22 protein-coding genes are annotated in these 23,448 nt (G+C 68.7%); 11 read left to right on the top strand and 11 right to left on the bottom strand.

Annotation, left to right across the window (positions count from 1 at the left end):
* Positions 1–25: 25 nt before the first annotated feature.
* The 6 genes from VFE82_RS01750 to VFE82_RS01725 all read right to left on the bottom strand — a co-directional run bounded on the left by VFE82_RS01750 (position 26) and on the right by VFE82_RS01725 (position 5,921).
* Entirely contained in the window at positions 26–430 is a 405-nt protein-coding gene (locus VFE82_RS01750; RefSeq protein WP_324998512.1) for a ribonuclease, read from the bottom strand.
* 217 nt (positions 431–647) lie between these two features.
* Positions 648–2,957, bottom strand: a complete 2,310-nt coding sequence (locus VFE82_RS01745; RefSeq protein WP_324998511.1) for an NADP-dependent malic enzyme — start codon at positions 2,955–2,957, stop codon at positions 648–650.
* Positions 2,958–3,058: 101 nt separating this feature from the next.
* Positions 3,059–3,301, bottom strand: coding sequence for a DUF2061 domain-containing protein (locus VFE82_RS01740; protein WP_324998510.1), 243 nt, complete (start codon positions 3,299–3,301; stop codon positions 3,059–3,061).
* Positions 3,302–3,484: 183 nt separating this feature from the next.
* On the bottom strand, positions 3,485–4,870 hold the full coding sequence (locus VFE82_RS01735) for an aminopeptidase P N-terminal domain-containing protein (RefSeq protein WP_324998509.1): 1,386 nt from the start codon (positions 4,868–4,870) through the stop codon (positions 3,485–3,487).
* Complete coding sequence (gene murU / locus VFE82_RS01730) at positions 4,867–5,565, bottom strand: N-acetylmuramate alpha-1-phosphate uridylyltransferase MurU (protein WP_324998508.1); 699 nt, start codon at positions 5,563–5,565, stop codon at positions 4,867–4,869. The genes VFE82_RS01735 and murU overlap by 4 nt, the downstream gene beginning before the upstream one ends.
* On the bottom strand, positions 5,562–5,921 hold the full coding sequence (locus VFE82_RS01725; RefSeq protein ID WP_324998507.1) for an S-adenosylmethionine decarboxylase: 360 nt from the start codon (positions 5,919–5,921) through the stop codon (positions 5,562–5,564). The genes murU and VFE82_RS01725 overlap by 4 nt, the downstream gene beginning before the upstream one ends.
* 96 nt (positions 5,922–6,017) lie before the next feature.
* On the opposite strand from VFE82_RS01725, the gene tkt reads away from it, so the two are divergent.
* The 4 genes from tkt to VFE82_RS01705 all read left to right on the top strand — a co-directional run bounded on the left by tkt (position 6,018) and on the right by VFE82_RS01705 (position 10,979).
* A complete protein-coding gene (gene tkt, locus VFE82_RS01720) occupies positions 6,018–8,078 on the top strand; it encodes a transketolase (RefSeq protein WP_324998506.1) in 2,061 nt (686 codons plus the stop codon).
* Positions 8,079–8,112: 34 nt separating this feature from the next.
* The gene (gene gap, locus VFE82_RS01715) at positions 8,113–9,114 is read left to right on the top strand and encodes a type I glyceraldehyde-3-phosphate dehydrogenase (RefSeq protein WP_324998505.1); all 1,002 of its coding nucleotides are present in this window, start codon (positions 8,113–8,115) and stop codon (positions 9,112–9,114) included.
* Between the two features lie 130 nt (positions 9,115–9,244).
* Complete coding sequence (locus VFE82_RS01710; RefSeq protein ID WP_324998504.1) at positions 9,245–10,471, top strand: adenylate/guanylate cyclase domain-containing protein; 1,227 nt, start codon at positions 9,245–9,247, stop codon at positions 10,469–10,471.
* Between the two features lie 127 nt (positions 10,472–10,598).
* Entirely contained in the window at positions 10,599–10,979 is a 381-nt protein-coding gene (locus VFE82_RS01705; protein ID WP_324998503.1) for a DUF3703 domain-containing protein, read from the top strand.
* Between the two features lie 24 nt (positions 10,980–11,003).
* On the opposite strand, the gene VFE82_RS01700 is transcribed toward VFE82_RS01705, so the two are convergent.
* A complete protein-coding gene (locus VFE82_RS01700) occupies positions 11,004–13,961 on the bottom strand; it encodes a DNA topoisomerase III (RefSeq protein WP_324998502.1) in 2,958 nt (985 codons plus the stop codon).
* Between the two features lie 119 nt (positions 13,962–14,080).
* On the opposite strand from VFE82_RS01700, the gene VFE82_RS01695 reads away from it, so the two are divergent.
* From VFE82_RS01695 to VFE82_RS01680, 4 genes are read left to right on the top strand one after another with little or no spacing between them, the layout of a single operon-like run.
* The gene (locus tag VFE82_RS01695) at positions 14,081–14,557 is read left to right on the top strand and encodes an SET domain-containing protein (protein WP_324998501.1); all 477 of its coding nucleotides are present in this window, start codon (positions 14,081–14,083) and stop codon (positions 14,555–14,557) included.
* A gap of 2 nt (positions 14,558–14,559) precedes the next feature.
* Complete coding sequence (locus VFE82_RS01690) at positions 14,560–15,312, top strand: biotin--[acetyl-CoA-carboxylase] ligase (RefSeq protein WP_324998500.1); 753 nt, start codon at positions 14,560–14,562, stop codon at positions 15,310–15,312.
* 7 nt (positions 15,313–15,319) lie between these two features.
* The gene (locus VFE82_RS01685; protein WP_324998499.1) at positions 15,320–15,967 is read left to right on the top strand and encodes an SPOR domain-containing protein; all 648 of its coding nucleotides are present in this window, start codon (positions 15,320–15,322) and stop codon (positions 15,965–15,967) included.
* A gap of 14 nt (positions 15,968–15,981) precedes the next feature.
* Positions 15,982–16,641 (top strand): glutathione S-transferase family protein, encoded by a 660-nt coding sequence (locus VFE82_RS01680; RefSeq protein ID WP_324998498.1) that lies wholly within the window; start codon positions 15,982–15,984, stop codon positions 16,639–16,641.
* Here the strand turns inward: VFE82_RS01680 and VFE82_RS01675 are convergent.
* The 3 genes from VFE82_RS01675 to VFE82_RS01665 all read right to left on the bottom strand — a co-directional run bounded on the left by VFE82_RS01675 (position 16,629) and on the right by VFE82_RS01665 (position 19,424).
* A complete protein-coding gene (locus VFE82_RS01675) occupies positions 16,629–18,104 on the bottom strand; it encodes a sensor histidine kinase (RefSeq protein WP_324998497.1) in 1,476 nt (491 codons plus the stop codon). The two genes, VFE82_RS01680 and VFE82_RS01675, sit on opposite strands and share 13 nt — an antisense overlap.
* A 91-nt stretch (positions 18,105–18,195) precedes the next feature.
* Positions 18,196–18,870 (bottom strand): response regulator transcription factor, encoded by a 675-nt coding sequence (locus VFE82_RS01670; protein WP_324998496.1) that lies wholly within the window; start codon positions 18,868–18,870, stop codon positions 18,196–18,198.
* Between the two features lie 65 nt (positions 18,871–18,935).
* On the bottom strand, positions 18,936–19,424 hold the full coding sequence (locus VFE82_RS01665; RefSeq protein WP_324998495.1) for a MarR family winged helix-turn-helix transcriptional regulator: 489 nt from the start codon (positions 19,422–19,424) through the stop codon (positions 18,936–18,938).
* 145 nt (positions 19,425–19,569) lie between these two features.
* Between VFE82_RS01665 and recA the strand changes: the two genes are divergently transcribed.
* Both recA and recX read left to right on the top strand, forming a co-directional pair.
* Positions 19,570–20,631: a recombinase RecA gene (recA, locus tag VFE82_RS01660; RefSeq protein ID WP_324998494.1), complete on the top strand. Its 1,062-nt coding sequence runs from the start codon at positions 19,570–19,572 to the stop codon at positions 20,629–20,631.
* Positions 20,632–20,643: 12 nt separating this feature from the next.
* Positions 20,644–21,102 carry a recombination regulator RecX gene (gene recX / locus VFE82_RS01655; protein WP_324998493.1) on the top strand — a complete coding sequence of 153 codons (459 nt, stop codon included), beginning with the start codon at positions 20,644–20,646 and terminating at the stop codon, positions 21,100–21,102.
* Between the two features lie 96 nt (positions 21,103–21,198).
* Here recX and argC read toward each other — a convergent pair whose 3' ends face one another.
* Entirely contained in the window at positions 21,199–22,119 is a 921-nt protein-coding gene (gene argC / locus VFE82_RS01650; RefSeq protein ID WP_324998492.1) for an N-acetyl-gamma-glutamyl-phosphate reductase, read from the bottom strand.
* 153 nt (positions 22,120–22,272) lie between these two features.
* On the opposite strand from argC, the gene sucC reads away from it, so the two are divergent.
* A complete protein-coding gene (gene sucC, locus VFE82_RS01645) occupies positions 22,273–23,439 on the top strand; it encodes an ADP-forming succinate--CoA ligase subunit beta (protein WP_324998491.1) in 1,167 nt (388 codons plus the stop codon).
* The last annotated feature ends 9 nt before the right edge of the window (positions 23,440–23,448 follow it).

Here is a 23,448-nt window from a genome sequence, read left to right as displayed (position 1 = left end):
AACACGTCCCGCTTCATGTCAGGGCTTACTCCACAATTTTGCGAAAACTGGCGTAATGGTCAGCGGTGTAGTAGCAGGCGTCCGGGGTCCGGGGAGGGCCGCCGCACACGATGCGCCGGGCACCCCGGTCGCGCGAACCCGGCGTCTTCACGGTGTACTCGCGCCAGTAGCCGCGCTGGTGGACCGGAAGCAGGCGCTCCCGGTTCCCGAACACCGAGCCGTCCTTGTCGTACGGGAACGGTCCGCCCTGGCGGATCAGTTCGAAGGTTTCCCGGCCCTGCCTTGGCAACTCGACCACCCGGATGGTGGACGGTGCGCCGCCGGCGGAACGTTCGGCCGGGCCCTTCGCTTCCGCCGGAGCTGGTCCGGTGAACGCGGCTGCGAACAAGAAGCTGGTGAGCGCCAGCTTGAGGGCAGCAAATCGCGCCATGGAAACGGGGAGGGACCTTCCGGGGAGACCTGTGGACGCCTTTCCGGGCCGCGCCGGGACTGTCGAGGTCACCGGGTAAACCCGAAAAATTCAGCGCGCTAGTGTGAACGATCCGGTCACAAAAGGCAAGCGCCTGCCCAATTTTTGGGCAGGCGCGAAGGGCTTTCGGCGACCCGGCGGCGGGTCGATGAGTAAGTGCCTGCTGTCGCGTCCCGCTTTACCGGCCGGCGTTGGCGTCGGCCACCGTCAGCGCCGTCATGTTGACGATCCGGCGCACCGTGGTGCTGGCTGTCAGGATATGCACCGGTTTGGCGGCGCCCAGCAGGACGGGGCCGACCGCGATGTTGCCGCCGGCGGCCGTCTTCAGCAGGTTGTAGGAGATGTTAGCGGCGTCGATGTTGGGCAGCACCAGCAGGTTGGCGTCGCCCGACAGCGTGTTGTGCGGCATCAGCTGGTCGCGCGCGGCGCCGTCCAGCGCGACGTCGCCGTGCATCTCGCCGTCGACCTCGAGCCAGGGCGCCTGCTCGCGCAGCAGGCCCAGCGTCTCGCGCATCTTGACGGCGCTGGGCTGGTTGCTCGAGCCGAAATTGGAATGCGACAGCAATGCGGCCTTGGGCTTCAGGCCGAACCGCATCATCTCCTCGGCCGCCATGACCGTGATCTCGGCCAGCTGGGCGGCGGTCGGATCGTAGTTGACGTGGGTGTCCACCAGGAACACCTGCCGGCCCGGCAGCATCAGCCCGTTCATGCAGGCGTAGGTGTTGACGCCCTGCCGCTTGCCGATGACCTGGTCGATGTACTGCAGGTGGATGTTGGTGGTGCCCCAGGTGCCGCAGATCAGGCCGTCGACCTGGTCCTTGTGCAGCAGCATCGAGCCGATCAGCGTCAGGCGCCGGCGCATCTCGATCTTGGCCATCTGGACGGTCACGCCCTTGCGGTCGGTCATCCGGTGGTAGGTCTGCCAGAAATCGCGGTAGCGGTCGTCCTGCTCGACGTTGACCACGTCGTAGTCGCGTCCCTGCTGCAGCCGCAGGCCGAACTTCTCGATCCGCTGGGCGATGATGGCCGGCCGGCCGATGATGGTGGGCCGCGCCAGCCCCTCGTCCACCACGATCTGCGCGGCACGCAGCACCCGCTCTTCCTCGCCCTCGGAATAGGCCACCCGCTTCTTCTTGCCCGATTTGGCGGCCGTGAAGATCGGCTTCATGGTGGTGCCGGACGCGTAGACGAAGCTCTGGAGCTTCTCGCGGTAGGCATCCATGTCCTTGATCGGGCGCAGGGCCACACCGCTCTCGACCGCGGCCAGTGCCACGGCCGGCGCGATCTTCATCATCAGCCGGGGGTCGAACGGCTTCGGGATCAGGTAGTCCGCGCCGAACGACAGCTGCTGGCCGGCGTAGGCGGCGGCGACCACCTCGCTCTGCTCGGCCTGGGCGAGCTCGGCGATCGCGTGGACGGCGGCAATCTCCATCTCGTCGGTGATCGTCGTCGCGCCCGAATCCAGCGCTCCCCGGAAGATGTAGGGGAAGCACAGGACGTTGTTGACCTGGTTGGGGAAGTCGGTGCGACCGGTCGCCAGGATCGCATCGGGCCGCACCGCCTTCGCCTCGTCCGGCATGATTTCCGGATTGGGGTTGGCCAGCGCCAGGATCAGCGGGTCCTTGGCCATGGTCTTGACCATCTCGGGCTTGAGCACCCCGCTGGCCGACAGGCCCAGGAAGATGTCCGCGCCTTCCACCACCTCGGCCAGCGTGCGGGCCGACGTCTTGCGGGCGAACTGCCGCTTGTCGTCGTCCATCAGTTCGGTGCGCCCTTCGTACACCACGCCGGCCAGGTCCGTGGCGAAGATGTTCTCGCGCGGCAGGCCCAGCTTGACCAGCAGGTTCAGGCAGGCCAGCGCCGCAGCGCCGGCGCCCGAGGTGACGAGCTTGACCTTGCGGATGTCCTTGCCCACCACCTTCAGGCCGTTGATGATGGCCGCGCCCACCACGATCGCGGTGCCGTGCTGGTCGTCGTGGAAGACCGGGATCTTCATCCGCTCGCGCAGCTTGCGCTCGACGTAGAAGCAATCCGGCGCCTTGATGTCCTCGAGGTTGATGCCGCCGAAGGTCGGCTCCAGCGCCGCGATGACGTCGACCAGCTTGTCCAGGTTCTTCTCGTTGATCTCGATGTCGAAGACGTCGATGTCGGCGAACTTCTTGAACAGCACGCCCTTGCCTTCCATCACCGGCTTGGAGGCGAGCGGGCCGATGTCGCCCAGGCCCAGCACCGCGGTGCCGTTGGTGATGACGGCCACGAGGTTGCCCCGTGCGGTGTAGCGGAAGGCGGCGGCGGGGTCCTTGACGATTTCCTCGCAGGGCGCGGCGACCCCGGGGGAGTAGGCCAGCGCGAGGTCGTGCTGGTTGATCAGTTGCTTGGTGGCGGCGATCGAGATCTTGCCGGGCGCCGGGTACTCGTGGTACTCGAGGGCGGCCTGGCGCAGCTGCGCCCGTTTCTGTTCGGCGTTCGCCGAGGAGGGGGAGGTCATGGGAATCGAGTCTCCTGGGCGTCACAGCGGCCGATTCGGCCGGGCGCCGTTGTGGGGCCGCGATTGTAGACCTCGGGGAACGCGGCCCTCACAGGGCGGGGTCAGGCGGTCTGCGGCGCCGGCTGTGCGGTCGCGCCGGCGCGTTCGGCCCGGCGCTGCCAGGCCTTCTCGTGGAAGAAGAAGGCGACGGCCTGCACCGTGGGCTCCAGCAGGCTGAGCGTCACGGCCATGGTGAGGCTGCCGGTCACGGCATAGGCGACCAGCGAGGCGACCACGATGTGCATCACGTAGTAGCTGCCGGTCTTCTTGAGCATCGGAAGGTGGGCGCGTGCGAGACGTGTCATGAGGGCTCCTTGATCGAGCCCAGATGTTAGTGATTCGCAATCACGTTCGCCAATTCGATTCGACTAAGCTATCGATAGCTGACCGGTCTTGGAGCTGCGCCGCGCTGCGGCGCTTGCCACCAGGGTCGCCGGCGCGGCCGGACCACCGCGGGTCCTCGCCGTGCGCACACTCCAGGACCGGTCTCAACCCCGCATCAGGGCTTCGATCTCGTCGGCCCGGACCGGGACGTCGCGGGTGATCAGCTCGCAGCCGTCGGCGGTGACGATCGCGTCGTCCTCGATCCGGATGCCGATGTGGTGGAAGGCTTCCGGCACGCCTTCGGCGGGACGCACGTAGAGCCCGGGCTCGATGGTGAGCACCATGCCCGGCTGCAGGATGCGGCTCGGCCGGTTCCTGATGACCTCGCCCGACAACGGATCCTTGCGCTCGCTGACCTCCCCCAGCTGGGTCGGCTCCACGTAGCTGCCGCAATCGTGGACATCCATGCCCAACCAGTGGCCGGTTCGGTGCATGTAGAACTGGAAATAGGCCCGCGTGTCGATCACGTCGTCGGCCGTGCCCACCTTGTTGCGGTCGAGCAGCCCGAGGTCGAGCATGCCCTGGGCCAGCACCTTGACGGTCGCGTCGTGCGGATCGTTGAAGCGCGCGCCGGCCCGGGTCGCTGCCACGGCCGCGTCCTGCGACGCCAGCACCAGGTCGTACAGCGCGCGCTGCGGACCGGTGAAACGGCCATCGGCCGGAAAGGTGCGGGTGATGTCGCTCGCGTAGCTGTCGAGCTCGCAGCCGGCATCGATCAGCACCAGCTCGCCGGCGCGCACCGGCGCCGTGTCCGCGCGGTAGTGCAGGACGCAGGCGTTGGCACCGGCCGCCACGATGGAGCTGTAGGCCGGGTACTGCGAGCCGCCCATGCGGAACTCGTGCAGCAGCTCCGCATCGAGGTGGTACTCGCGCACGTCGCGCCCGTCGCGCAGCATGCGCGCGGACAGCTGCATGGCCCGAACATGGGCGCGCGCGCTGATGCGTGCAGCGCGGCGCATGATGTCCTGCTCGTGCGCATCCTTGATCAGCCGCATCTCGTCCAGCACGGCACACAGGTCGTGCTGCTCCTCGGGGCAGAGGGCGCCGTAGCGCACCCGCGCCCGCACGCGGTTCAGCCAGCCGCCGACCTGCGACTCCAGGCCGTCATGGATGGCGAACGGATACCAGACCGCATCCCGGTTCTCCAGGAGGCGCGGCATCAGCGTGTCCAGCTCCGCAACGGAATGGGCGGCCTGCACCCCCAGCACCTCGGGCGCGGCCTGCGGACCCAGGCGATAGCCATCCCAGATCTCGCGCTCCAGGTCCTTGGGCGCGCAGAACAGCGTGCTGCGTCCGTCGCCGGTGATCACCAGCCAGGCGTTCGGCTCGGTGAAGCCCGTGAGGTAGTAGAAGTAGCTGTCGTGGCGGAACAGGAAGTCGCTGTCGCGGTTGCGCGGCCGCTCGGGAGCGGTCGGCACGATGGCGATGCCGTCGCGGCCGAGCTTGGCGGCCACGCGCGCGCGGCGTTCGGCGTACAGGGTGTTGCTCATGGTGCATTCAGTTGGGTCAGCCGCTCGGGCGTGCCGACATCCGTCCAGGGTCCGGTGTGCAGTTCGGCGCTGACCAAGCCATTGTCCATCGCGCGGCGCAGCATCGGCGCGAGCGGGACTTTCAGTCCCTGCGGGTTGCCCGCGGGCAGCTCGGCGAAGAACGATCGCCGGTAGAGGCCGATCGTGGAATACGTGTGGCGTCGCGCACCCTGGTTGCGCGCCAGCCCGTCGTCGTCCAACGCAAAATCGCCGTTCGGGTTGTGCGGCGGGTTGGGCACCAGGAACAGGTGGGCCAGCTTGTCGCCCGCTGCGAAGCGTTCGAGCGCCACCGGTGCGAACCCGAACCCGGGCACGAAGACGTCGCCGGCGACCACCCAGAACACCTCGCCCAGCTGCGGCAGCGCACGCGCGATGCCACCACCCGTCTCCAGCGCGCCGCCGAAATCGCGGCCCTCGTGCGAGTAGTGCAGGCGCAGGCCTTCCGACGAGGCGCCCAGTCTCTCTTCCAGCATCTCGCCCAGCCACGCGGTGTTGACCACCACGTCGCGGCACCCCGCCTGCGCCAGTGCCTGCAGGTGCCAGGCGATCAGGGGACGGCCGCGCACTTCCAGCAGCGGCTTGGGACAACGGTCGGTGAGCGGGCGCATGCGCTCGCCGCGTCCGGCGGCCAGGACGATCGCCTGCGCCTCGGTCATTGCCCATCCCCCCGGTCCAGCGAGCGTTGCTCGGTCCACTCCGGTTGCAGCCGCTGGACCAGCGCGAACATCAGTCCCCGTGCCTTGGCCGAAAGATCAACCTCCGGCTGCGAGAGGTAGACGTCGACGCTGGCGCTGCGGTCGCCGGGCCAGGTGTGCAGGCACACGTGCGAGCCGGCCAGCAGCAGCGCGACCGAGGATCGCTGCGGATCGGTCGCGAACACCTCGTGCTCCACTTCAAGCCCGACGGATTCGGCGGCCTGGCGGCACCAGGGCCCCAGCTGCCCGGCATCGCGCAACAGCCGGTCGTCGCATCGGCACTGGTACAGGTCGGCAGTCAGGTGGAGGCCTCGCATCGCGCCGACTGTAGACGATGCCGCGGACGCGGCGGTGGGAGCTCTCGGCAGCAGGCCCAACCGCTAAAATCCCGGGTTTTCCCGCCCTCCCCCTCCATGTCCTCTTCCCCTGCTTCTTCCGCGTCGGCTGCCGACGCCCTTCAGATGGCCAACGCGATCCGGGCCCTGTCCATGGACGCGGTGCAGCAGGCGAACTCCGGGCACCCGGGTGCCCCCATGGGCATGGCCGACATCGCCGTGGCACTGTGGGGACGGCACCTCAAGCACAACCCGACCGATCCGCAGTGGTTCGACCGCGACCGGTTCGTGCTCTCCAATGGGCACGGGTCGATGCTGATCTACTCGCTGCTGCACCTGACCGGTTACGACCTGCCGCTGCAGGAGCTGAAAAACTTCCGCCAGCTGCACAGCAAGACGGCGGGCCACCCCGAAGTCGGCGTGACTCCCGGAGTCGAGACGACCACCGGCCCGCTGGGCCAGGGCATCACCAACGCGGTGGGCATGGCGCTGGCGGAGAAGCTGCTGGCCGCCGAGTTCAACCGCGACGGCCACGCCATCGTCGACCACTTCACGTACGTCTTCATGGGCGACGGCTGCCTGATGGAAGGCATCAGCCACGAGGCCTGCGCGCTGGCCGGCGCCTGGCGCCTGAACAAGCTGATCGCGGTGTACGACGACAACGGCATCTCCATCGACGGCCAGGTCACGCCCTGGTTCATCGACGACACGCCGGCCCGCTTCAAGGCCTACGGCTGGAACGTGATCGGGCCCGTGGACGGCCACGACATCGACGCCGTCGACCGGGCGATCGCCGACGCCCGCCGCAGCGCCGACAAGCCCACGCTGATCGTCGCCAAGACCCAGATCGGCAAAGGCAGCCCGAACCGCGTGAACACCGCCAAGGCGCATGGCGAGGCCCTCGGTCCCGAAGAGGTCAAGCTCACCCGCGAGGCGCTGGGCTGGCCGCACGAGGCCTTCGTGGTGCCGCAGCCGGTGTACGCCGCCTGGGACGCCAAGGCCAAGGGCCAGGCCGCGCAGGCGAAATGGCAGGACCGGTTCGCCACCTACCAGGCCGCTCACCCCGAACTGGCCGCGGAGTTCGTGCGCCGCATGAAGGGCGAGCTGCCGCGCAACTTCGCGCAGGTCGCGGTCGACGCCGCGGTCGGCGCCCACGCGAAGGCCGAGACCGTGGCTTCGCGCAAGGCCTCGCAGCTGGCCCTGGAGGCGTTCACCGCCGCCCTGCCCGAGCTGCTGGGCGGCAGTGCCGACCTGACCGGCTCCAACCTCACCAACACCAAGAGCACGGCCCCCCTGCGCATCGACCAGGCCGGCGAGGTGAAGAAGACCGACGACGGCCGCATCGGCCGACACATCAACTACGGCGTGCGGGAGTTCGGCATGGCCGCGATCATGAACGGCATCGCCCTGCACGGCGGCTACATCCCGTACGGCGGCACCTTCCTGACCTTCAGCGACTACAGCCGCAATGCGATCCGCATGGCTGCGCTGATGAAGCAGCGCATCGTGCACGTGTTCACGCACGACTCCATCGGCCTGGGCGAGGACGGCCCCACGCACCAGTCGATCGAGCACGCGGCCAGCCTGCGCCTGATCCCCAACCTGGACGTCTGGCGTCCCTGCGACACCGCCGAGACGGCGGTGGCGTGGGCGGTCGCCCTGCAGAACAGGAACCGGCCGACGGCGCTGCTGCTGTCGCGCCAGAACCTGCCCTATGCGCCCAAGGCGGGCCTGGAAGACATCAGCAAGGGCGGCTACGTGCTGGCCGAGCCGGCCGAGGTCGGCCTGGGCCGCGCGCCGCAGGCGGTGCTCATCGCCACCGGCTCCGAGGTCCAGCTGGCGCTCAAGGCCCAGGAGCAGCTCGCGCAGCAGGACATCGCGGTGCGCGTCGTCTCCATGCCCAGCACCACCGCCTTCGATCGCCAGAGCGCCGCCTACAAGCAGGACGTGCTGCCCGCCGGCATCCCGCGCATCGCGGTCGAGATGGGCGTGACCGACTTCTGGTGGAAGTACGGTTGCGCTGCGGTGGTCGGCATCGACTCCTACGGCGAGTCGGCGCCGGCCAACGTGCTGTTCCAGCACTTCGGCTTCACTGCGCAGAACGTCACAGACACGGTGCGCGCCGTTCTGGCACGCTGATGCATTTTTCTCAACTGCTTTCGGGAGCAAGCTCATGACCATCAAGATCGGCATCAACGGCTTCGGACGGATCGGCCGCATGGTGTTCCGCGCCGCGGTGCAGAACTTCAAGGACATCGAGGTGGTCGGCATCAACGACCTGCTCGAGCCCGACTACCTGGCCTACATGCTGCGCTACGACAGCGTGCACGGCCGCTTCGAGGGCGAGGTGAGCGTCGACGGCAACACCCTGGTGGTCAACGGCAAACGCATCCGCCTCACCGCGGTGAAGGACCCCGCCGAGCTCAACTGGGGCGCGGTGGGTGCCGACGTGGTCGTCGAGTCCACCGGCATCTTCCTCACCAAGGAAGGCGCGCAGAAGCACATCGCCGCAGGCGCCAGGAAGGTGATCATGTCGGCCCCGTCCAAGGACGACACGCCGATGTTCGTCTTCGGCGTCAACGACAAGACTTACAAGGGCGAGGCGATCATCTCCAACGCCTCGTGCACCACCAACTGCCTGGCGCCGCTGGCCAAGGTGCTGAACGACAAATGGGGCATCAAGCGCGGCCTGATGACCACCGTGCACGCCGCCACCGCCACCCAGAAGACGGTCGACGGCCCGAGCAACAAGGACTGGCGCGGCGGCCGCGGCATCCTCGAGAACATCATCCCGTCGTCGACCGGTGCGGCCAAGGCCGTCGGCGTGGTGATCCCCGAGCTGAACAAGAAGCTGACCGGCATGGCGTTCCGCGTGCCCACCTCCGACGTGTCGGTGGTCGACCTGACGGTCGAGCTGAACAAGGAAGCCACCTACCAGGAGATCTGCGCCGAGTTCAAGGCGCAGTCCGAGGGGGCGCTCAAGGGCGTGCTGGGCTACACCGAGGACAAGGTGGTCGCCACCGATTTCCGCGGCGACCCGCGCACCTCGATCTTCGACGCCGAGGCCGGCATCGCCCTGGACAGCACCTTCGTCAAGCTGGTGAGCTGGTACGACAACGAGTGGGGCTACTCCAACAAGGTGCTGGAGATGTGCCGCGTCGTGTCCTCGCGCTGAGGCCTCGTCCGATCGCACGATGAACGCGCCCGCCGGGCGCGTTTTTCGTCCGGCCGTGCGTTGACGGCCGGATGCCGCGCTTCCTAAGGTGGACCCCCGCCGGCAAGGGCCGGTGCAGGAAGGGATCCAAATGGACGATCCGGCATTCCGCCACTGGCTGGCGGCCAGGAGCTGGGCGCTGAGCGTGCGGTACTGCAAGGTGGTGTCGCTGCTGCTGCCGCCGGCCGCCCTGGCGACCGATCTGCCGCTGCTGGCCCTCGGGACCGAGCACCTGGAGTGGCTGGTGGGATGGCAGGTCGCGGCCGAACTCGTCTGCCTGGCCGTGTTCGCGATCGACCGCTGGTCGCACCGCTGGCGTGGCAGCGAGCCGGCGCTGTACGCGTTCTGCGTGGCCTTCATCGTCCTGTGCACCTGGATCGGCATGGTGGACGGCCTGCTGCGGGGCGACTTCTCGATCTACGCAGCAGGGCTGACGTTCGGTGCCGCGGTCGCGGCGACGCCGCGGCGGGTGCGGCAGCCGCTCTATGCGGCCAGCCTGCTGGCGCTGGCGGGGCCGGTGTGGCTGCGCACCGGCAGCGATCCGGCGGCGCTGGTCACCACCCTGGTCAACCCGTTCTGCGTGGTGATGCTGTGCCTCTGGCTGGACCGCATCACGTTCTCGCGCGACCTGGCGCTGTACCTCGAAACACGGCGTGCCGAGGCCGAACGCGAGCGGGCCGACCACCTGCTGCACAACGTCCTGCCGCAGGCGGTGGCCGACGAGCTCAAGCGCGACCGGCGCTACCAAGCCCGCAAGCACGAGAACCTGGGGGTGCTGTTCGCCGACATCGCGGGGTTCACGCAGTACGCGGGGCGGTTGCCGCCGGACGCGTTGGTCGTCGTCCTGGACCAGATCTTCTCGTCCTTCGACGAGGTGGTCGAACGGCACGGGCTGGAGAAGATCAAGACGATCGGCGATGCGTACATGGCGGTCTCCGACGGCCGCCTGCCGGTGCTCTGCCAGCTGGCGCTCGACCTGCGCGAGGCCTTGGAGCGGTACAACCGGGCGAACGGGACCGCCCTGGGCATGCGCATCGGCATTCATGCGGGCCCGGCCGTGGCCGGGGTGCTGGGCACGCGCCGGTTCCTCTACGACGTCTGGGGCGACACCGTGAACATCGCCAGCCGCGTCGAGTCCTCGGGGCGCGCCGGGTGCATCCACGTGACCGAAGCCGTCGTCCAGCAGGCACGCGATCAGTTCAGCTTCGGTGCCCGGGGGCTGGTCGAACTGCAAGGACGGGGACGCATCCTGACCTGGTGGCTGCTCGGGCCGCAGCAGCAGCAGGCGACGGCCATGGCCGACACCGCGCTGGCCTGACAGCCTCAAGCTGCCGCGGGCCGCAGCCGCACGGCCGGGCGACGAACGGCACGCACAGGAGGCCGGCCAGGGCCTTGCGCAAGCTGCCGAGTTGCTAATATGTGTAGCCGACGTTACTAACTGTTAGATGGACACGCTGACCCCCACCGAGCGCCAAGAGGTGTACGCGACGCTGGTGCGGGGCGCCGAGCGCGCGGCGAGTCCCGCGGCACGTTGGGAATGGCTGATGGCGGCTCATGTCGTCGGCCAGCAGCAGGTGCGCCTGCATTTCGACAGCCACCGGCGCATGCTTCGCCTGGCCGCCGAGTGCAGCGATCCACGCGAGGTCGTCGGCCAGTTGCTGCGCATCACGCTGCTTCCGCTCGGGCACCTGCTGCGACGCATCCCCCGCGGGAACATCGGCCGCGCGACGGTCGGCGTCACCCAGGTGATGGAGCCGCCCGAGCCAGTGCAGATGCTGATCGACTGGGCGGTGCTCGGCGCCCGCTTGCCAGGCAGCCGCTGGTGAGGCCGGGCGCGCGGACGCGCCGCCTCAGCTCAGGTGCTTGCCCACCAGGCCGGCCAGCTCGAACATCGTGACCTGCGGCTTGCCGAACACCGCCTGCAGCTTGGCGTCCGCGTTGATCGCCCGCTTGTTGGCGCTGTCCTGCAGGCCGTGGGCCTTGATGTAGTCCCACAGCTTCTTGATGACCTCGGTGCGGGCGACCGGTTCGTTGCCCACCACCGCCGCCAGTGCCGGGCTCGGCTGCAGACCCGGGCCCGTCTTGCGTGCCGCCTTCGGTGCTGCCGCCTTCTTGGCGGGCGCAGCGGCCTTCTTGGCCACCGCTGCCTTCTTCGCCGGCACGGCCTTCGCGGCCGCCTTGGCCGCCGCGCCGAAGCGCCCGGCCGCGCCCTTGCGCGGCGGGAACTTGCTCTCGCGTGGCTCGAAGGCGAAGTTCACCTTGCCGGCTTCCGCATCCCAGGCCAGGAAGGCCTTGAACGGGCGCCGCGTGCGCATGGACACGAACTTGTCCAGCAGGTCGGTCTTGCCGGTGGCGAGCAGCTTGGCCATCTGCTCGCGCTCGACCGGCTGCTGCAGGATGATCTGCCCGCTCTTGAAGTCGCAGCTGGGCGTGGCTTGCTGCGGCGTCGGCACGGCCCGCTCGCAGACGTAGTTCTTGCCGAACTCGAACACCCGCGCCCCGCACTTGGGGCAGGGGCCCAGCGGCTGCTGGGCGCTGAAGTCGACCAGCTCCCCGGTCTCGGACGGATCGGCTTCGTCACCGAAGTCGAACTCCAGCTTCCAGTTGCGGTCGTCCTCGCTGTACTTCAGGGTGATCTCGGCGGTGAACGGCCACCCGGCCTTGGAGCGGAACCCCTCCAGCGGACCGATCTTCTTGTCGCGCAGGAACTGCTCCACTTCCTGCAGCTCGAACGCGCGGCCGGCGGGGATCTTGGTGAACGAGAATCCGCACGCATCCTCGCCGGTGCCCGTGCGTCCCGCACAGGTGTAGCGCCGGTAGTTCTCCTTCACCACGCCGCCACAGTTCGGACAGGGCGTCTTCAGGGTGGCGTAGTCGCCGGGCACGGTGTCCCGGTCGTATTCCTTGGCCTTGCGGACGATCCGCTCGGTCATCTCGGCGATCTCGCGCATGAACGCGTCGCGCGAGAGCTTGCCGTGCTCCATCTGCGCCAGCTTGTACTCCCACTCGCCGGTCAGCTCGGGCCGGGACAGCTCCTCCACCCCGAGGCCGCGCAGCAGCGTCATCAGCTGGAACGCCTTGGCCGTCGGGATCAGCTCGCGCCCCTCGCGCAGCATGTACTTCTCGGAGATCAGCCCTTCGATGATGGCCGCGCGGGTGGCCGGCGTGCCCAGGCCCTTCTCCTGCATCGCATCGCGCAGTTCCTCGTCCTCGATGTTCTTGCCGGCCGTCTCCATCGCGCCCAGCAGCGTGGCTTCGGAGTAGCGCGCCGGCGGACGCGTCTTCAGGCCGCGGGCCTCGACCGCCTGCGCCAGCGGCTTCTCGCCCGCCTGCACCGGCACCAGCGTCTTGCTGCTCTCGTCGGCCGCATCGCCGGTGTCGGCCTCCTTGCCCCAGATGGCCAGCCAGCCCGGCTTGACCAGCACCTTGCCCTGGGTGCGGAAGCTGTGGCTCTCGACCTGGCTGATGCGCGTGGTGACCAGGTACTCGGCGCTCGGAAAGAACACCGACAGGAAGCGGCGCACGACCAGGTCGTAGAGCCGCTGCTCGGCGTCGGACAGCCCGCTGGGCGCCTGCAGTGTCGGGATGATCGCAAAGTGGTCGCTGACCTTGCTGTTGTCGAACACGCGCTTGGTCGGCTTGACGTAGCCGTTGTCCAGCGCCTGCTGCGCGAACGGCGCCAGATGGTTCATGCCACTGGCCGACAGCATCCCCATGGTCTGCTTGACCGTGGCCAGGTAGTCCTCCGGCAGGTGCTTGGAATCGGTCCGTGGATAGGTCAGCGCCTTGTGCCGCTCGTACAGCGACTGCGCCAGCGCCAGCGTGGTCTTGGCCGAATACCCGAAGCGGCCGTTGGCCTCGCGCTGCAGCGAGGTCAGATCGAACAGGGCCGGCGCCGCCTGCGTGGTCGGCTTGGATTCCTCGGTGACGGTGGCCGGCTTGCCGCGCACCGCATCGGCAATGGCCTGCGCCTGCGCCTGCGTCCACAGGCGGTCGGCCTTGAGCTCCGCGTCCTCCGGATGCTTCTTCCAGGCCGGGTCGAACCACCGCGCCGGGTACTCGCCCGCCTGCGCCTGGAAAGTGGCATGGATCTCCCAGTAGTCGCGGCTGACGAACTTGCGGATCTGCTCCTCGCGCTCCACCACCACCGCCAGCGTCGGCGTCTGCACCCGCCCGACCGTCGTGAGGAAGAAGCCGCCGTCGCGCGAGTTGAACGCCGTCATCGCGCGCGTGCCGTTGATGCCCACCAGCCAGTCGGCCTCGGAGCGCGATCGGGCGGCCGACGCGAGGCCGGCCATCTGCTGGTCGCTGCGCAGCTGGTCGAAGCCGTCACGGATGGCCTGCGGCGTCATCGACTGCAGCCACAGCCGGCGCACCGGCTTGCGCGCCGCAGCCGACTTCTTGCCCGCCGCGGGCGCCTCGTCGCCGCCGAACGCGTACTGCTCGATCAGCCGGAAGATCAGCTCCCCCTCCCGCCCCGCGTCGCAGGCGTTCACCAGGTCGGTGACGTCCTTGCGCTTGGCCAGCTTGACCACCGCGTTCAGGCGCGACTTCGTCTTGTCGACCGGCTTGAGGTCGAAGTACGGCGGGATCACCGGCAGGTGGGCAAAGCTCCACTTGCCGCGCTTGACGTCGAAATCCTCCGGCGCCTGGATCTCCACCAGGTGGCCGACGGCGCTCGTGACGACGTACGCCTCGCTCTCGAAGTACTCGTCGTGCTTGTCGAACTTGCCGGCGACAGGCGTCAGCGCGCGCACGATGTCCTGCGCGACCGACGGCTTTTCTGCGATGACCAGTGTCTTGCCCATGTTCCAGTCCAAACGTGGCCCCGCAGGGCCCGTCCTTTGAGTGTTCCTACAATCTCGGCTCTTCACGCGCGCACGCGCACGCGTACGTGTGCACATTCAACTTAGCAGAGTTTCTTGCAATGCCAGCAAAAGCAGCCCAGGGCGGCGGGCGAAAAATCCAGACGCGCAAGTCGGGCATCCATGGCAAGGGCGTGTTCGCCACCCACGACATCGCCGAAGGCGAGACCATCATCGAATACGTGGGCGAGATCATCTCCTGGGCCGAAGCCCAGCGTCGCCACCCGCACGATCCAAAGGATCCGAACCACACCTTCTACTTCCACGTCGACGAAGACCGCGTGATCGACGCGCTCTATGGCGGCAACTCCTCGCGCTGGATCAACCATTCGTGCGACCCCAATTGCGAGGCAGACGAGGAAGACGGCCGCGTCTTCATCAAGGCCCTGCGCAACATCCGCGCCGGCGAGGAGCTGAACTACGACTACGGGCTGATCATCGACGAGCCGTACACGAAGAAGCTCAAGGCGGAGTACCCCTGCTGGTGCGGCGCCAAGGGCTGTCGCGGCACCCTGCTGGCGCCCAAGCGGCGCCGCTAGCCATGCACTGGCCGGCCGAAGCGATCTGGGAGCAGGTCGCCCCCTGGTTGCCCGGCTTCACGGTCGAGGTGCTGCCGCAGGTCGACTCCACCAACAGCGAGTTGATGCGGCGCGCGCGCGCCGGTTCCCTGGACCCGATCCTGCTGGTGGCCGAGCAGCAGACCGCCGGCCGCGGGCGGCTCGGCCGGTCGTGGCAGAGCGACACGGGCGGCTCGCTGACGTTCTCGCTGGGGCTTTCGCTGGCGCCGCGCGACTGGTCGGGGCTCTCGCTGGCCGTGGGACTGGCCGCTGCCGAGGCGCTGCACTCGCAGGTCCGGCTCAAGTGGCCCAACGACCTCTGGGTCGGCGACCGCAAGCTCGGCGGCATCCTGGTCGAAACCGCCGGGGTGGCCGGCAGCCCGTCGCGCACGGCGGTCGTGGGCATCGGCCTCAACCTGGCGCGACCGCCCGCGGACGGGCTGTCCACCGCGCCGGCCGGGTTGAATGAGCTCTTGCCCGGCCTGGATCGTGGGCAGGTGCTGCTGCGGCTCGCTGCACCGGTGCTGGCCACCCTGCGCCGCTTCGAGGAGGAAGGCTTCTCGCCGTTCGTGGAGGGATTCCGCCGGCGCGATGCGCTCGCCGGGCGGCAGGTCCGGCTCTCGGATGGCACCACCGGCACCGCGGCCGCGATCGGCGAGGACGGCGCACTTCTCGTGCATACTGCCGCCGGCCTGGTCGCGGTCGGCAGTGCCGACGTCAGCGTCCGGCCGGCCTGAACCGACCATGCTGCGCCTGCTCGTCCTGCTGCTGCTCCTCGCCAACGGCACCTACTACGCCTGGGGCCACGGCCTGCTGCAGCCCTGGGGCGTGGGGCCGGCGCAGCAGAGCGAGCCGCAGCGCGTGATCCAGCAGATCCGCCCCGACGCCGTGCGGGTGCTGCCCGCGGACGAGGCTCGGCGCCTGGAGACCTCGGCCGCGAAGGCGCCCGAATGCCTGCAGGCCGGCCTGTTCGAGGATCCCGCGGTCGAACCGCTGCGGCAGGTGCTCGCCACCTGGCCGAGGGGCAGCTGGGCGCTGGAAGCCGCGACCGAGCCGGGCCGCTGGATCGTCTACATGGGCAAGTACCCGGATGTCGAATTCGTCGCCCGCAAGCGCGCCGAACTGCGCCACCTGGGCGTGAGTTTCGAGGCACCGGCCAATCCCCAGATGGAACCCGGCCTGTCGCTGGGCGGCTTTGCCACCCAGGCCGAGGCCAACGAGCACCTGGAGCGGCTCGCCACGCGCGGTGTGCGCACTGCGCGCGTGGTCCAGGAGCGCCCGGATGTCCGCGGTCAGCGCCTGACGCTGGCGGCCGTGGACGACGCGCTGCGCGCCCGCCTCGACGAGCTGCGCAACCCGATGGCCGGCAGGGCCCTGCGTCCCTGCCACTGACCCAGGAGAGCCCCATGACCCTGAAGCTGTATTTCGCGCCCGGCGCCTGCTCGTTCGTGCCGCACACGCTGCTGGAGACGGCCGGCCAGCCGTTCGAGGCGACGATGGTCAAGCTGCACAAGGGCGAGCAGAACTCGCCCGGATACAGAGCCGTCAACCCGCGCGGCCAGGTGCCGGTGCTGGTCGACGGCGACGTCGTCATCACGCAGATCGTGGCGATCGTCGGCTACCTGGACGCACGCTTCCCAGAACAGGGGTTCCTGCCGCAGGATCCGCTCGCCCGCGCCAAGGTGATGGAAACCCTCGCCTGGATGAACAACACGGTGCACCCCACGTTCACGCATGTGTTCATGCCGTTCAAGTTCAGCGACAAGCCCGAGGTGCAGGCCGAGGTCAAGGCCCATGCCGCCCGGCAATACGGCCCCCTGCTGGACGAGCTCGAAGCGATGGCGCTGGCCGCGGCCGACCGCGGCCAGGCCTTCCTCGGCGGCGACCGGTTCGGCCCGCTGGACGCCTATGCGCTCACGCTGCTGCGCTGGGGCGGCTTCGCGGGCTTCGATCCGGCGGGCTTCCCACGCCTGTGGTCGCACGTGCAGAAGGTCGCCCAGCTGCCGGCGGTGGCCCGGGCCATCGAACGCGAGCGGCTGCAGCTGAACGTGTATCAGGCGGCCTGAGCCGCCGTCTCGCGGCGGCTCGCCGGCTCCGTGCCGACGAACCGCACCACCACGCGGGTGCCGGGCGGCGTGTGCCCCGGATGCGCGTCCTCCAGGCGGATCTCGGCGCCGTGCTGGCGCGCGATCTCGAGCACGATCGGCAATCCGAGCCCCGAGCCGTCGACGGCCGTGGTGTCGAGCGAACGGTAGAACGGCTGGAACACCAGCTCGCGCTCAGCCTCCGGAATGCCCGGCCCCGAGTCCTCGACCTGCAGCAGCACCACCCGGCCGATCGGGTCGGCCAGCACGCGCGCCGTCACGACACCCGGATGCGACGCGGTCGAGGGCGTGTAGTTGATGGCGTTGTCCAGCAGATTGCGGATCAGCTCCTTGAGCAGCGTGGCATTGCCCGCGAGCGCCACCCCGGGGGTTCCGGGCAGCGCACCTTCGTAGCCCAGATCCACCCGCTTGTCGAGCGCGCGCGGCAGCAGGTCCTGCACCGCTTCGCGCGTGAGCTGGGCCAGGTCGCACGACTGCCGCGGCAGGGTCTTGGCGCTGCTCTCGGCGCGCGCCAGCGCGAGCAACTGGTTGACGGTGTGGGTGGCCCGCATGCTGGAGCGCCCGATCTGCTTGAGCGACTGCTTCAGCTCCTCGGCATTGGCGTTCTCGCGCTGCGCCAGGTCGGCCTGCATCCGCAGTCCTGCCAGCGGTGTCTTCAGCTGGTGGGCGGCATCGGCCAGGAAGCGCTTCTGGGTGGCGATCGAATCCTTCAGCCGGGTCAGCAGGTCGTTCACCGACGACACCAGCGGTGCCACCTCGAGCGGCACCGCCTTCTCGTCGAGTGGCGAGAGGTCGTCGGGCTTGCGCGCGCGGATGCGTTCCTCGAGCTGGGACAGGGGTTTGATGCCGCGCACCAGCGCGAGCCACACCAGCAGCACCGCCAGCGGGAGGATGACGAACTGCGGCAGCATCACGCCCTTGATGATCTCGGTGGCCAGGACCGAGCGCTTCTCGCGCGTTTCGGCCACCTGCACCAGCACCAGGCCGCCGCCCGGCAACTCCGGGCGGACCCAGGTGTAGGCGATGCGCACCTCGACGCCCCGCATCTCGTCGTCGCGCAGCCGCACCTCGCCCGGCACCGGGCGCTCCTCGTCGGGGGGCAGCGGGAAGTCGCGCTCCCCGCTCAGAAGCTCGGTGCCGGCCCCCCGGACCTGGTAGTAGACCTGGTCCGAGTCGTCGGCCCGCAGCAGCTCGCGCGCGGGTTGCGGGAGATAGAAGACCACCCGGTGGTTCTGCACGGCGACCAGCTGCGCGAGTGCCTGCACGTTGTATTCGAGCGCCCGGTCGAACGGCTTGCCGGCGATGCTCTGCGCCACCAGCCAGGTCAGGGCCAGGCTGATCGGCCACAGCAGCAGCAGCGGCGTGAGCATCCAGTCCAGGATCTCGCCGAACAGCGAGCGTTGTTCGCGCTGGAAGATCTTCATGCGCCGGCCCGCTGGACCCGCAGGCCGCAGCGGCCCGCGTCGTGCGCGCCGTGCACGCCCTGCGCGACGCGCGTGACCGCCGAGCCTCGCATCAGCCGGCGATCTTCTCGAGGCAGTAGCCGAGCCCGCGCACGGTGGCGATGCGGATCGGACCCTTCTCGATCTTCTTGCGCAGCCGGTGGATGTAGACCTCGATCGCGTTGTTGCTGACTTCCTCGCCCCACTCGCACAGGCGCTCGACCAGCTGGTCCTTGCTCACCAGGCGGCCGGCGCGCTGCAGCAGCACTTCAAGCAGGCCGAGCTCGCGCGCCGACAGCTCCACCATCTTGCCGTCGATCGTGGCGACGCGGCCGGCCTGGTCGTAGACCAGCGGGCCGTGCTTGATCGTGCTGCTGGTGCCGCCCATTCCGCGCCGCGTCAACGCCCGCACCCGCGCTTCCAGCTCTTGCAGCGAGAACGGCTTGGCCATGTAGTCGTCTGCCCCATGGTCCAGCCCCTTGACCCGCTCCTCGATGCTGTCGGCCGCGGTGAGGATCAGCACCGGCATCGACGAGCCGCGGCCGCGCAGCTTGCGCAGCACCTCCAGCCCGTGCATCTTGGGCAGGCCCAGGTCGAGGATCAGGAGGTCGAACTCGTTGTTCGTCATCAGCGCCGCGTCAGCCTCGGTACCGCTGCTCACATGGTCGACGGCCGCGCCGGACGCGCGCAGGGAGCGCAGCAGGCCATCGGCCAGCACGTGGTCGTCTTCGGCGATGAGGATGCGCATGCTGTCTCCTGTGGTGTGGGCACGCGCGCGTGCCTGCTCAAATTTTAGGCTGCCGCGGCGCCTCGTCAGGCCGCCGGACCGGCGTAGGCCTCCAGGCCCAGGGCAACGATGGTCGCGACCTCGGGCCCGACCTCGGCGCGGAATTCCTCCTCGGCCTGCGTCACCGCATCGCGGAAGGCCTTGAGCCAGGCCAGGCCCGTTTCAGTGAAGCGCACGCGCCGGGCCCGGGCGTCGCGCGGATCGGGCTCCCGCACCACCAGCCCCCAGGCCTCGCACTGGCCCACCAGGTCCCCCATGGCCTGCTTGGTCATGCCGGCGCTGTCCGCCAGGTCGGTCAGGCGGGAGCCTTCCAGCGCCAGGTGGCGGGTGATGTGCACGTGCGCCGCCCCGACCTGGGCGCGGGCGGCCAGGTTCGACAACGCGAGCGGCACCTCGACGTTGTGGGCCATGAGCGACAGGACGCGCTCGTCGAAGCGCCGGCTGGCATGCCCCAGCAGCCGGCCCAGGTGGGTCTGGCGCCAGCCGTCTTCCGTCGGAACCGGGGTCTCATCCATGTGGTGGGATGGTAAGGCAAACTGACCAAAAAGGGCGTTTACCGCCAGAGAGGGACCGCGTTAAAGTACTGGCCATGCATCCAGCCTGTGAATCGAAACAGCTGGGTGAAACCAACCTAACCGATTGACACACAAGGAGATTTCCATGGATGCGCAAGTCAAGGGAAGCAAGATCGCTCCGGCCGACAGCGAGAAGTCCAAGGCGCTGCAGGCGGCACTGGCCCAGATCGAGAAGCAGTTCGGCAAGGGCACGATCATGCGGCTGGGCGAAGGCGAGAAGATCGAGGACATCCAGGTCGTCTCCACCGGTTCGCTCGGCCTGGACATCGCCCTGGGCGTCGGCGGCCTGCCGCGTGGCCGCGTGGTCGAGATCTACGGACCGGAATCGTCCGGCAAGACCACCCTCACGCTCCAGGTCATCGCCGAGATGCAGCGCCAGGCCGGCACCTGCGCCTTCGTCGACGCCGAACATGCGCTCGACACGCAATACGCGCAGAAGCTCGGCGTCAACCTGCAGGAACTGCTGATCAGCCAGCCGGACACCGGCGAGCAGGCGCTCGAGATCGTCGACAGCCTGGTGCGCTCCGGCGCGGTCGACCTGATCGTGGTCGACTCGGTGGCGGCCCTGGTGCCCAAGGCCGAGATCGAAGGCGAGATGGGCGATTCGCTGCCCGGCCTGCAGGCTCGGCTGATGAGCCAGGCGCTGCGCAAGCTCACCGCCACGATCAAGAAGACCAACTGCATGGTCATCTTCATCAACCAGATCCGCATGAAGATCGGCGTGATGTTCGGCAGCCCCGAGACCACCACCGGCGGCAACGCGCTGAAGTTCTACGCCTCGGTGCGCCTGGACATCCGCCGCACTGGCACCATCAAGAAGGGCGAGGAGGCGATCGGCAACGAGACCAAGGTCAAGGTGGTCAAGAACAAGGTCGCCCCCCCGTTCAAGACGGCGGAATTCGACATCCTCTTCGGCGAAGGCATCAGCCGCGAAGGCGAGATCATCGACATGGGGGTCACCGGCCGCATCCTCGAGAAGTCGGGCGCCTGGTACGCCTACAACGGCGAGAAGATCGGCCAGGGCCGGGACAATGCCCGCGAGTTCCTGCGCGAGAACCCCGAGCTCGCCCGCGAGATCGAGAACAAGGTGCGCCAGTCGCTGGACATCCCGCTGCTGCCGGCCGACGTCGAGGCCGACGCCGAGTAACCGCATCGAGGCATGCCGCCCGGACAGCTCTCACTCAAGGGACGGGCGCTGCGCCTGCTCAGCGGCCGGGAACATTCCCGCGCCGAGCTGGAGCGCAAGCTGGCGGCGCACGAGGAGGAGCCGGGCCAGCTTGCGCGCATCCTCGATGACTTGCAGGCCAAGGGCTTCATCAGCGAGCAGCGGGTCGTCGAATCCGTGCTGCACCGCCGCGCCGCCAAGCTTGGCGCCGGTCGCATCCGGCAGGAACTGCAGGCCAAGGGTCTGGATGGCGAACTGGTGGCCGAGGCGGTGCAGAAGCTGCGCGGCAGCGAGCTGGCACGCGCGCGGGAAGTCTGGCTGCGCCGGTTTGGCGTCCTGCCACAGGATGCAGCGCAGCGGGGCAAGCAGGCCCGTTTCCTCGCTGCTCGTGGCTTCGATGGCGACGTGGTCCGACGGGTGCTGGCCAGCAGGGCGGACGAAGACGAAACGTAACGGGGGCACCCCGCGTCACAGACCAGGTATGCAGTCTCGGGCCGGGCTCGCCTCGGCAGCGCACCGATCATGCGCCGGACGCTGCCGTGCCCGGGGTCAGATCCCCAGCATCAGCTTCAGGTTCTGCACCGCAGCGCCACTGGCGCCCTTGCCGAGGTTGTCCAGCCGTGCGATGACCACGGCCTGGCGCGCCTCGTCGTTCGCGTAGACACGCAGCTCCATCTTGTTGGTGTCGTTCAGCGCCAGCGGGTCGATCTTGCCGTCCGTCGTCGGGGGCTCGACCGTCACCCATTCACTGCCGGCGTAGTGCCTGGCCAGCGCGTCGTGCAAGTCGCGCGCCGCGGGCTTGCCGGGCAGGGCATCCAGGTGAAGCGGCAGTTCGACCAGCATGCCCTGGCGGAAGCTGCCGACCGCCGGAATGAAGATCGGACGGTGCGTCAGCTTCCCGTACTTCATGATCTCCGGCACGTGCTTGTGCTTGAGCCCGAGGCCGTAGACCTCGAACGCCGGCGCCTGGCCGGCCTCGTGGGATTCGATCATCGTGCGCCCGCCGCCCGAATACCCGCTCACGGCGGGCAGGACGACCGGGAAGTCCGAAGGCAGCAGGCCGGCGTCGACCAGCGGGCGGACCAGCGCGATCGCGCCGGTCGAATAGCAGCCGGGGTTGCTCACGCGGGCCGCCCGGACGATCGCCTCGCGCTGGCCGGCGGCGAGTTCGGGAAAGCCGAAGACCCAGCCCTCGGCCACGCGGTGCGCGGTCGAGGCATCGATGATGCGCGGCGCGCGGCCCTGCTCCCGCTGGATCGCGTCGACCATCGCCGCGGACTCGCGGGCGGCCTCGTCATGCAGGCAGAAGATGACCAGGTCGACCGCCGCCATCAGCTCGCGCTTGGCGGCCGGGTCCTTGCGCAGCTCGGGCGCGATGCTGACGAGCTGGATCTCGGGCATCTTCTCGAGACGCTCGCGGATCTGCAGGCCGGTGGTGCCGGCTTCGCCGTCGATGAAGACCTTGGGCATGGGGTGACCTCTGGAACGAATCGCGCCGGCGCTCATGGCTCCGCCGCAGGATGGTGCGATGCACCATGATACAGTTGGCGGCTGCACCACGCAGGCCCCTCACTGCCGTGCTTGCGGCCCCCGCCCCACCCACGTTCCTCCGAGAGACATCCCATGAAGATTCACGAGTACCAAGGCAAGGAGATCTTGCGCAGCTTCGGCGTGCCGGTGCCGCGCGGCATTCCGGCATTCACGGTGCAGGAAGCGGTGGAAGCCGCGCAGAAGCTGGGCGGCCCGGTCTGGGTGGTGAAGGCGCAGATCCACGCGGGCGGCCGCGGCAAGGGCGGCGGTGTCAAGGTGGCCAAGTCGATCGACGACGTCAAGCGCCTGGCTGGCGAAATTCTGGGCATGCAGCTCAAGACGCACCAGACCGGCCCCGAGGGGCAGAAGGTGCGCCGCCTCTACATCGAGGATGGCGCCGACATCCAGAAGGAGTACTACCTCTCTGTCGTGACCGACCGCGCGACCCAGAAAGTGGCCTTCATCGCGTCCAGCGAAGGCGGCATGGACATCGAGGAAGTCGCGCATTCCAGCCCCGAGAAGATCATCACGGTGTTCGTCGATCCGCTCGCTGGCCTGACCCAGGCGCAGGGCCAGGAGATCGCGCGCGGCATCGGCATGCCGGCCGATTCGCAGGCGCAGTTCATCGACATCTGCCAGAAGCTCTACAAGTGCTACATGGACACCGATGCGTCGCTGGTCGAGATCAATCCGCTCAACCGCGACAGCAAGGGCAACGTCGTCGCGCTGGACGCCAAGTTCAACTTCGACAGCAACGCGCTGTTCCGCCATCCCGAGATCGTCGCGCTGCGTGACCTGGACGAGGAAGATCCGGCCGAGATCGAGGCATCCAAGTTCGACCTGGCCTACATCTCCCTCGACGGCAACATCGGCTGCCTGGTCAACGGCGCCGGCCTGGCCATGGCCACGATGGACACCATCAAGCTGTTCGGCGCCGAGCCGGCCAACTTCCTCGACGTGGGCGGCGGTGCCACCCCCGAGAAGGTGACGGAGGCGTTCAAGATCATGCTGAAGAACCCCAAGGTCAAGGCGATCCTGGTGAACATCTTCGGCGGCATCATGAAGTGCGACACCATTGCCACCGGCGTGATCACCGCCTGCCGCGCCGTGAACCTGAGCGTGCCGCTGGTGGTGCGCATGAAGGGCACCAACGAGGAACTGGGCAAGAAGATGCTGGCCGAGTCCGGCCTGCCGATCATCAGCGCCGACACCATGGCCGAGGCCGCGCAGAAGGTCGTGGCCGCCGTGAAGAACGCCTAAGGAACAGAC

The sequence above is a fragment of the Ramlibacter sp. genome, from assembly GCF_035655895.1.
Classification (GTDB): domain Bacteria; phylum Pseudomonadota; class Gammaproteobacteria; order Burkholderiales; family Burkholderiaceae_C; genus Ramlibacter.
The sequence above is the reverse complement of the archived record's forward strand: the minus strand, read 5'-3'. Positions and strand labels throughout refer to the sequence as shown.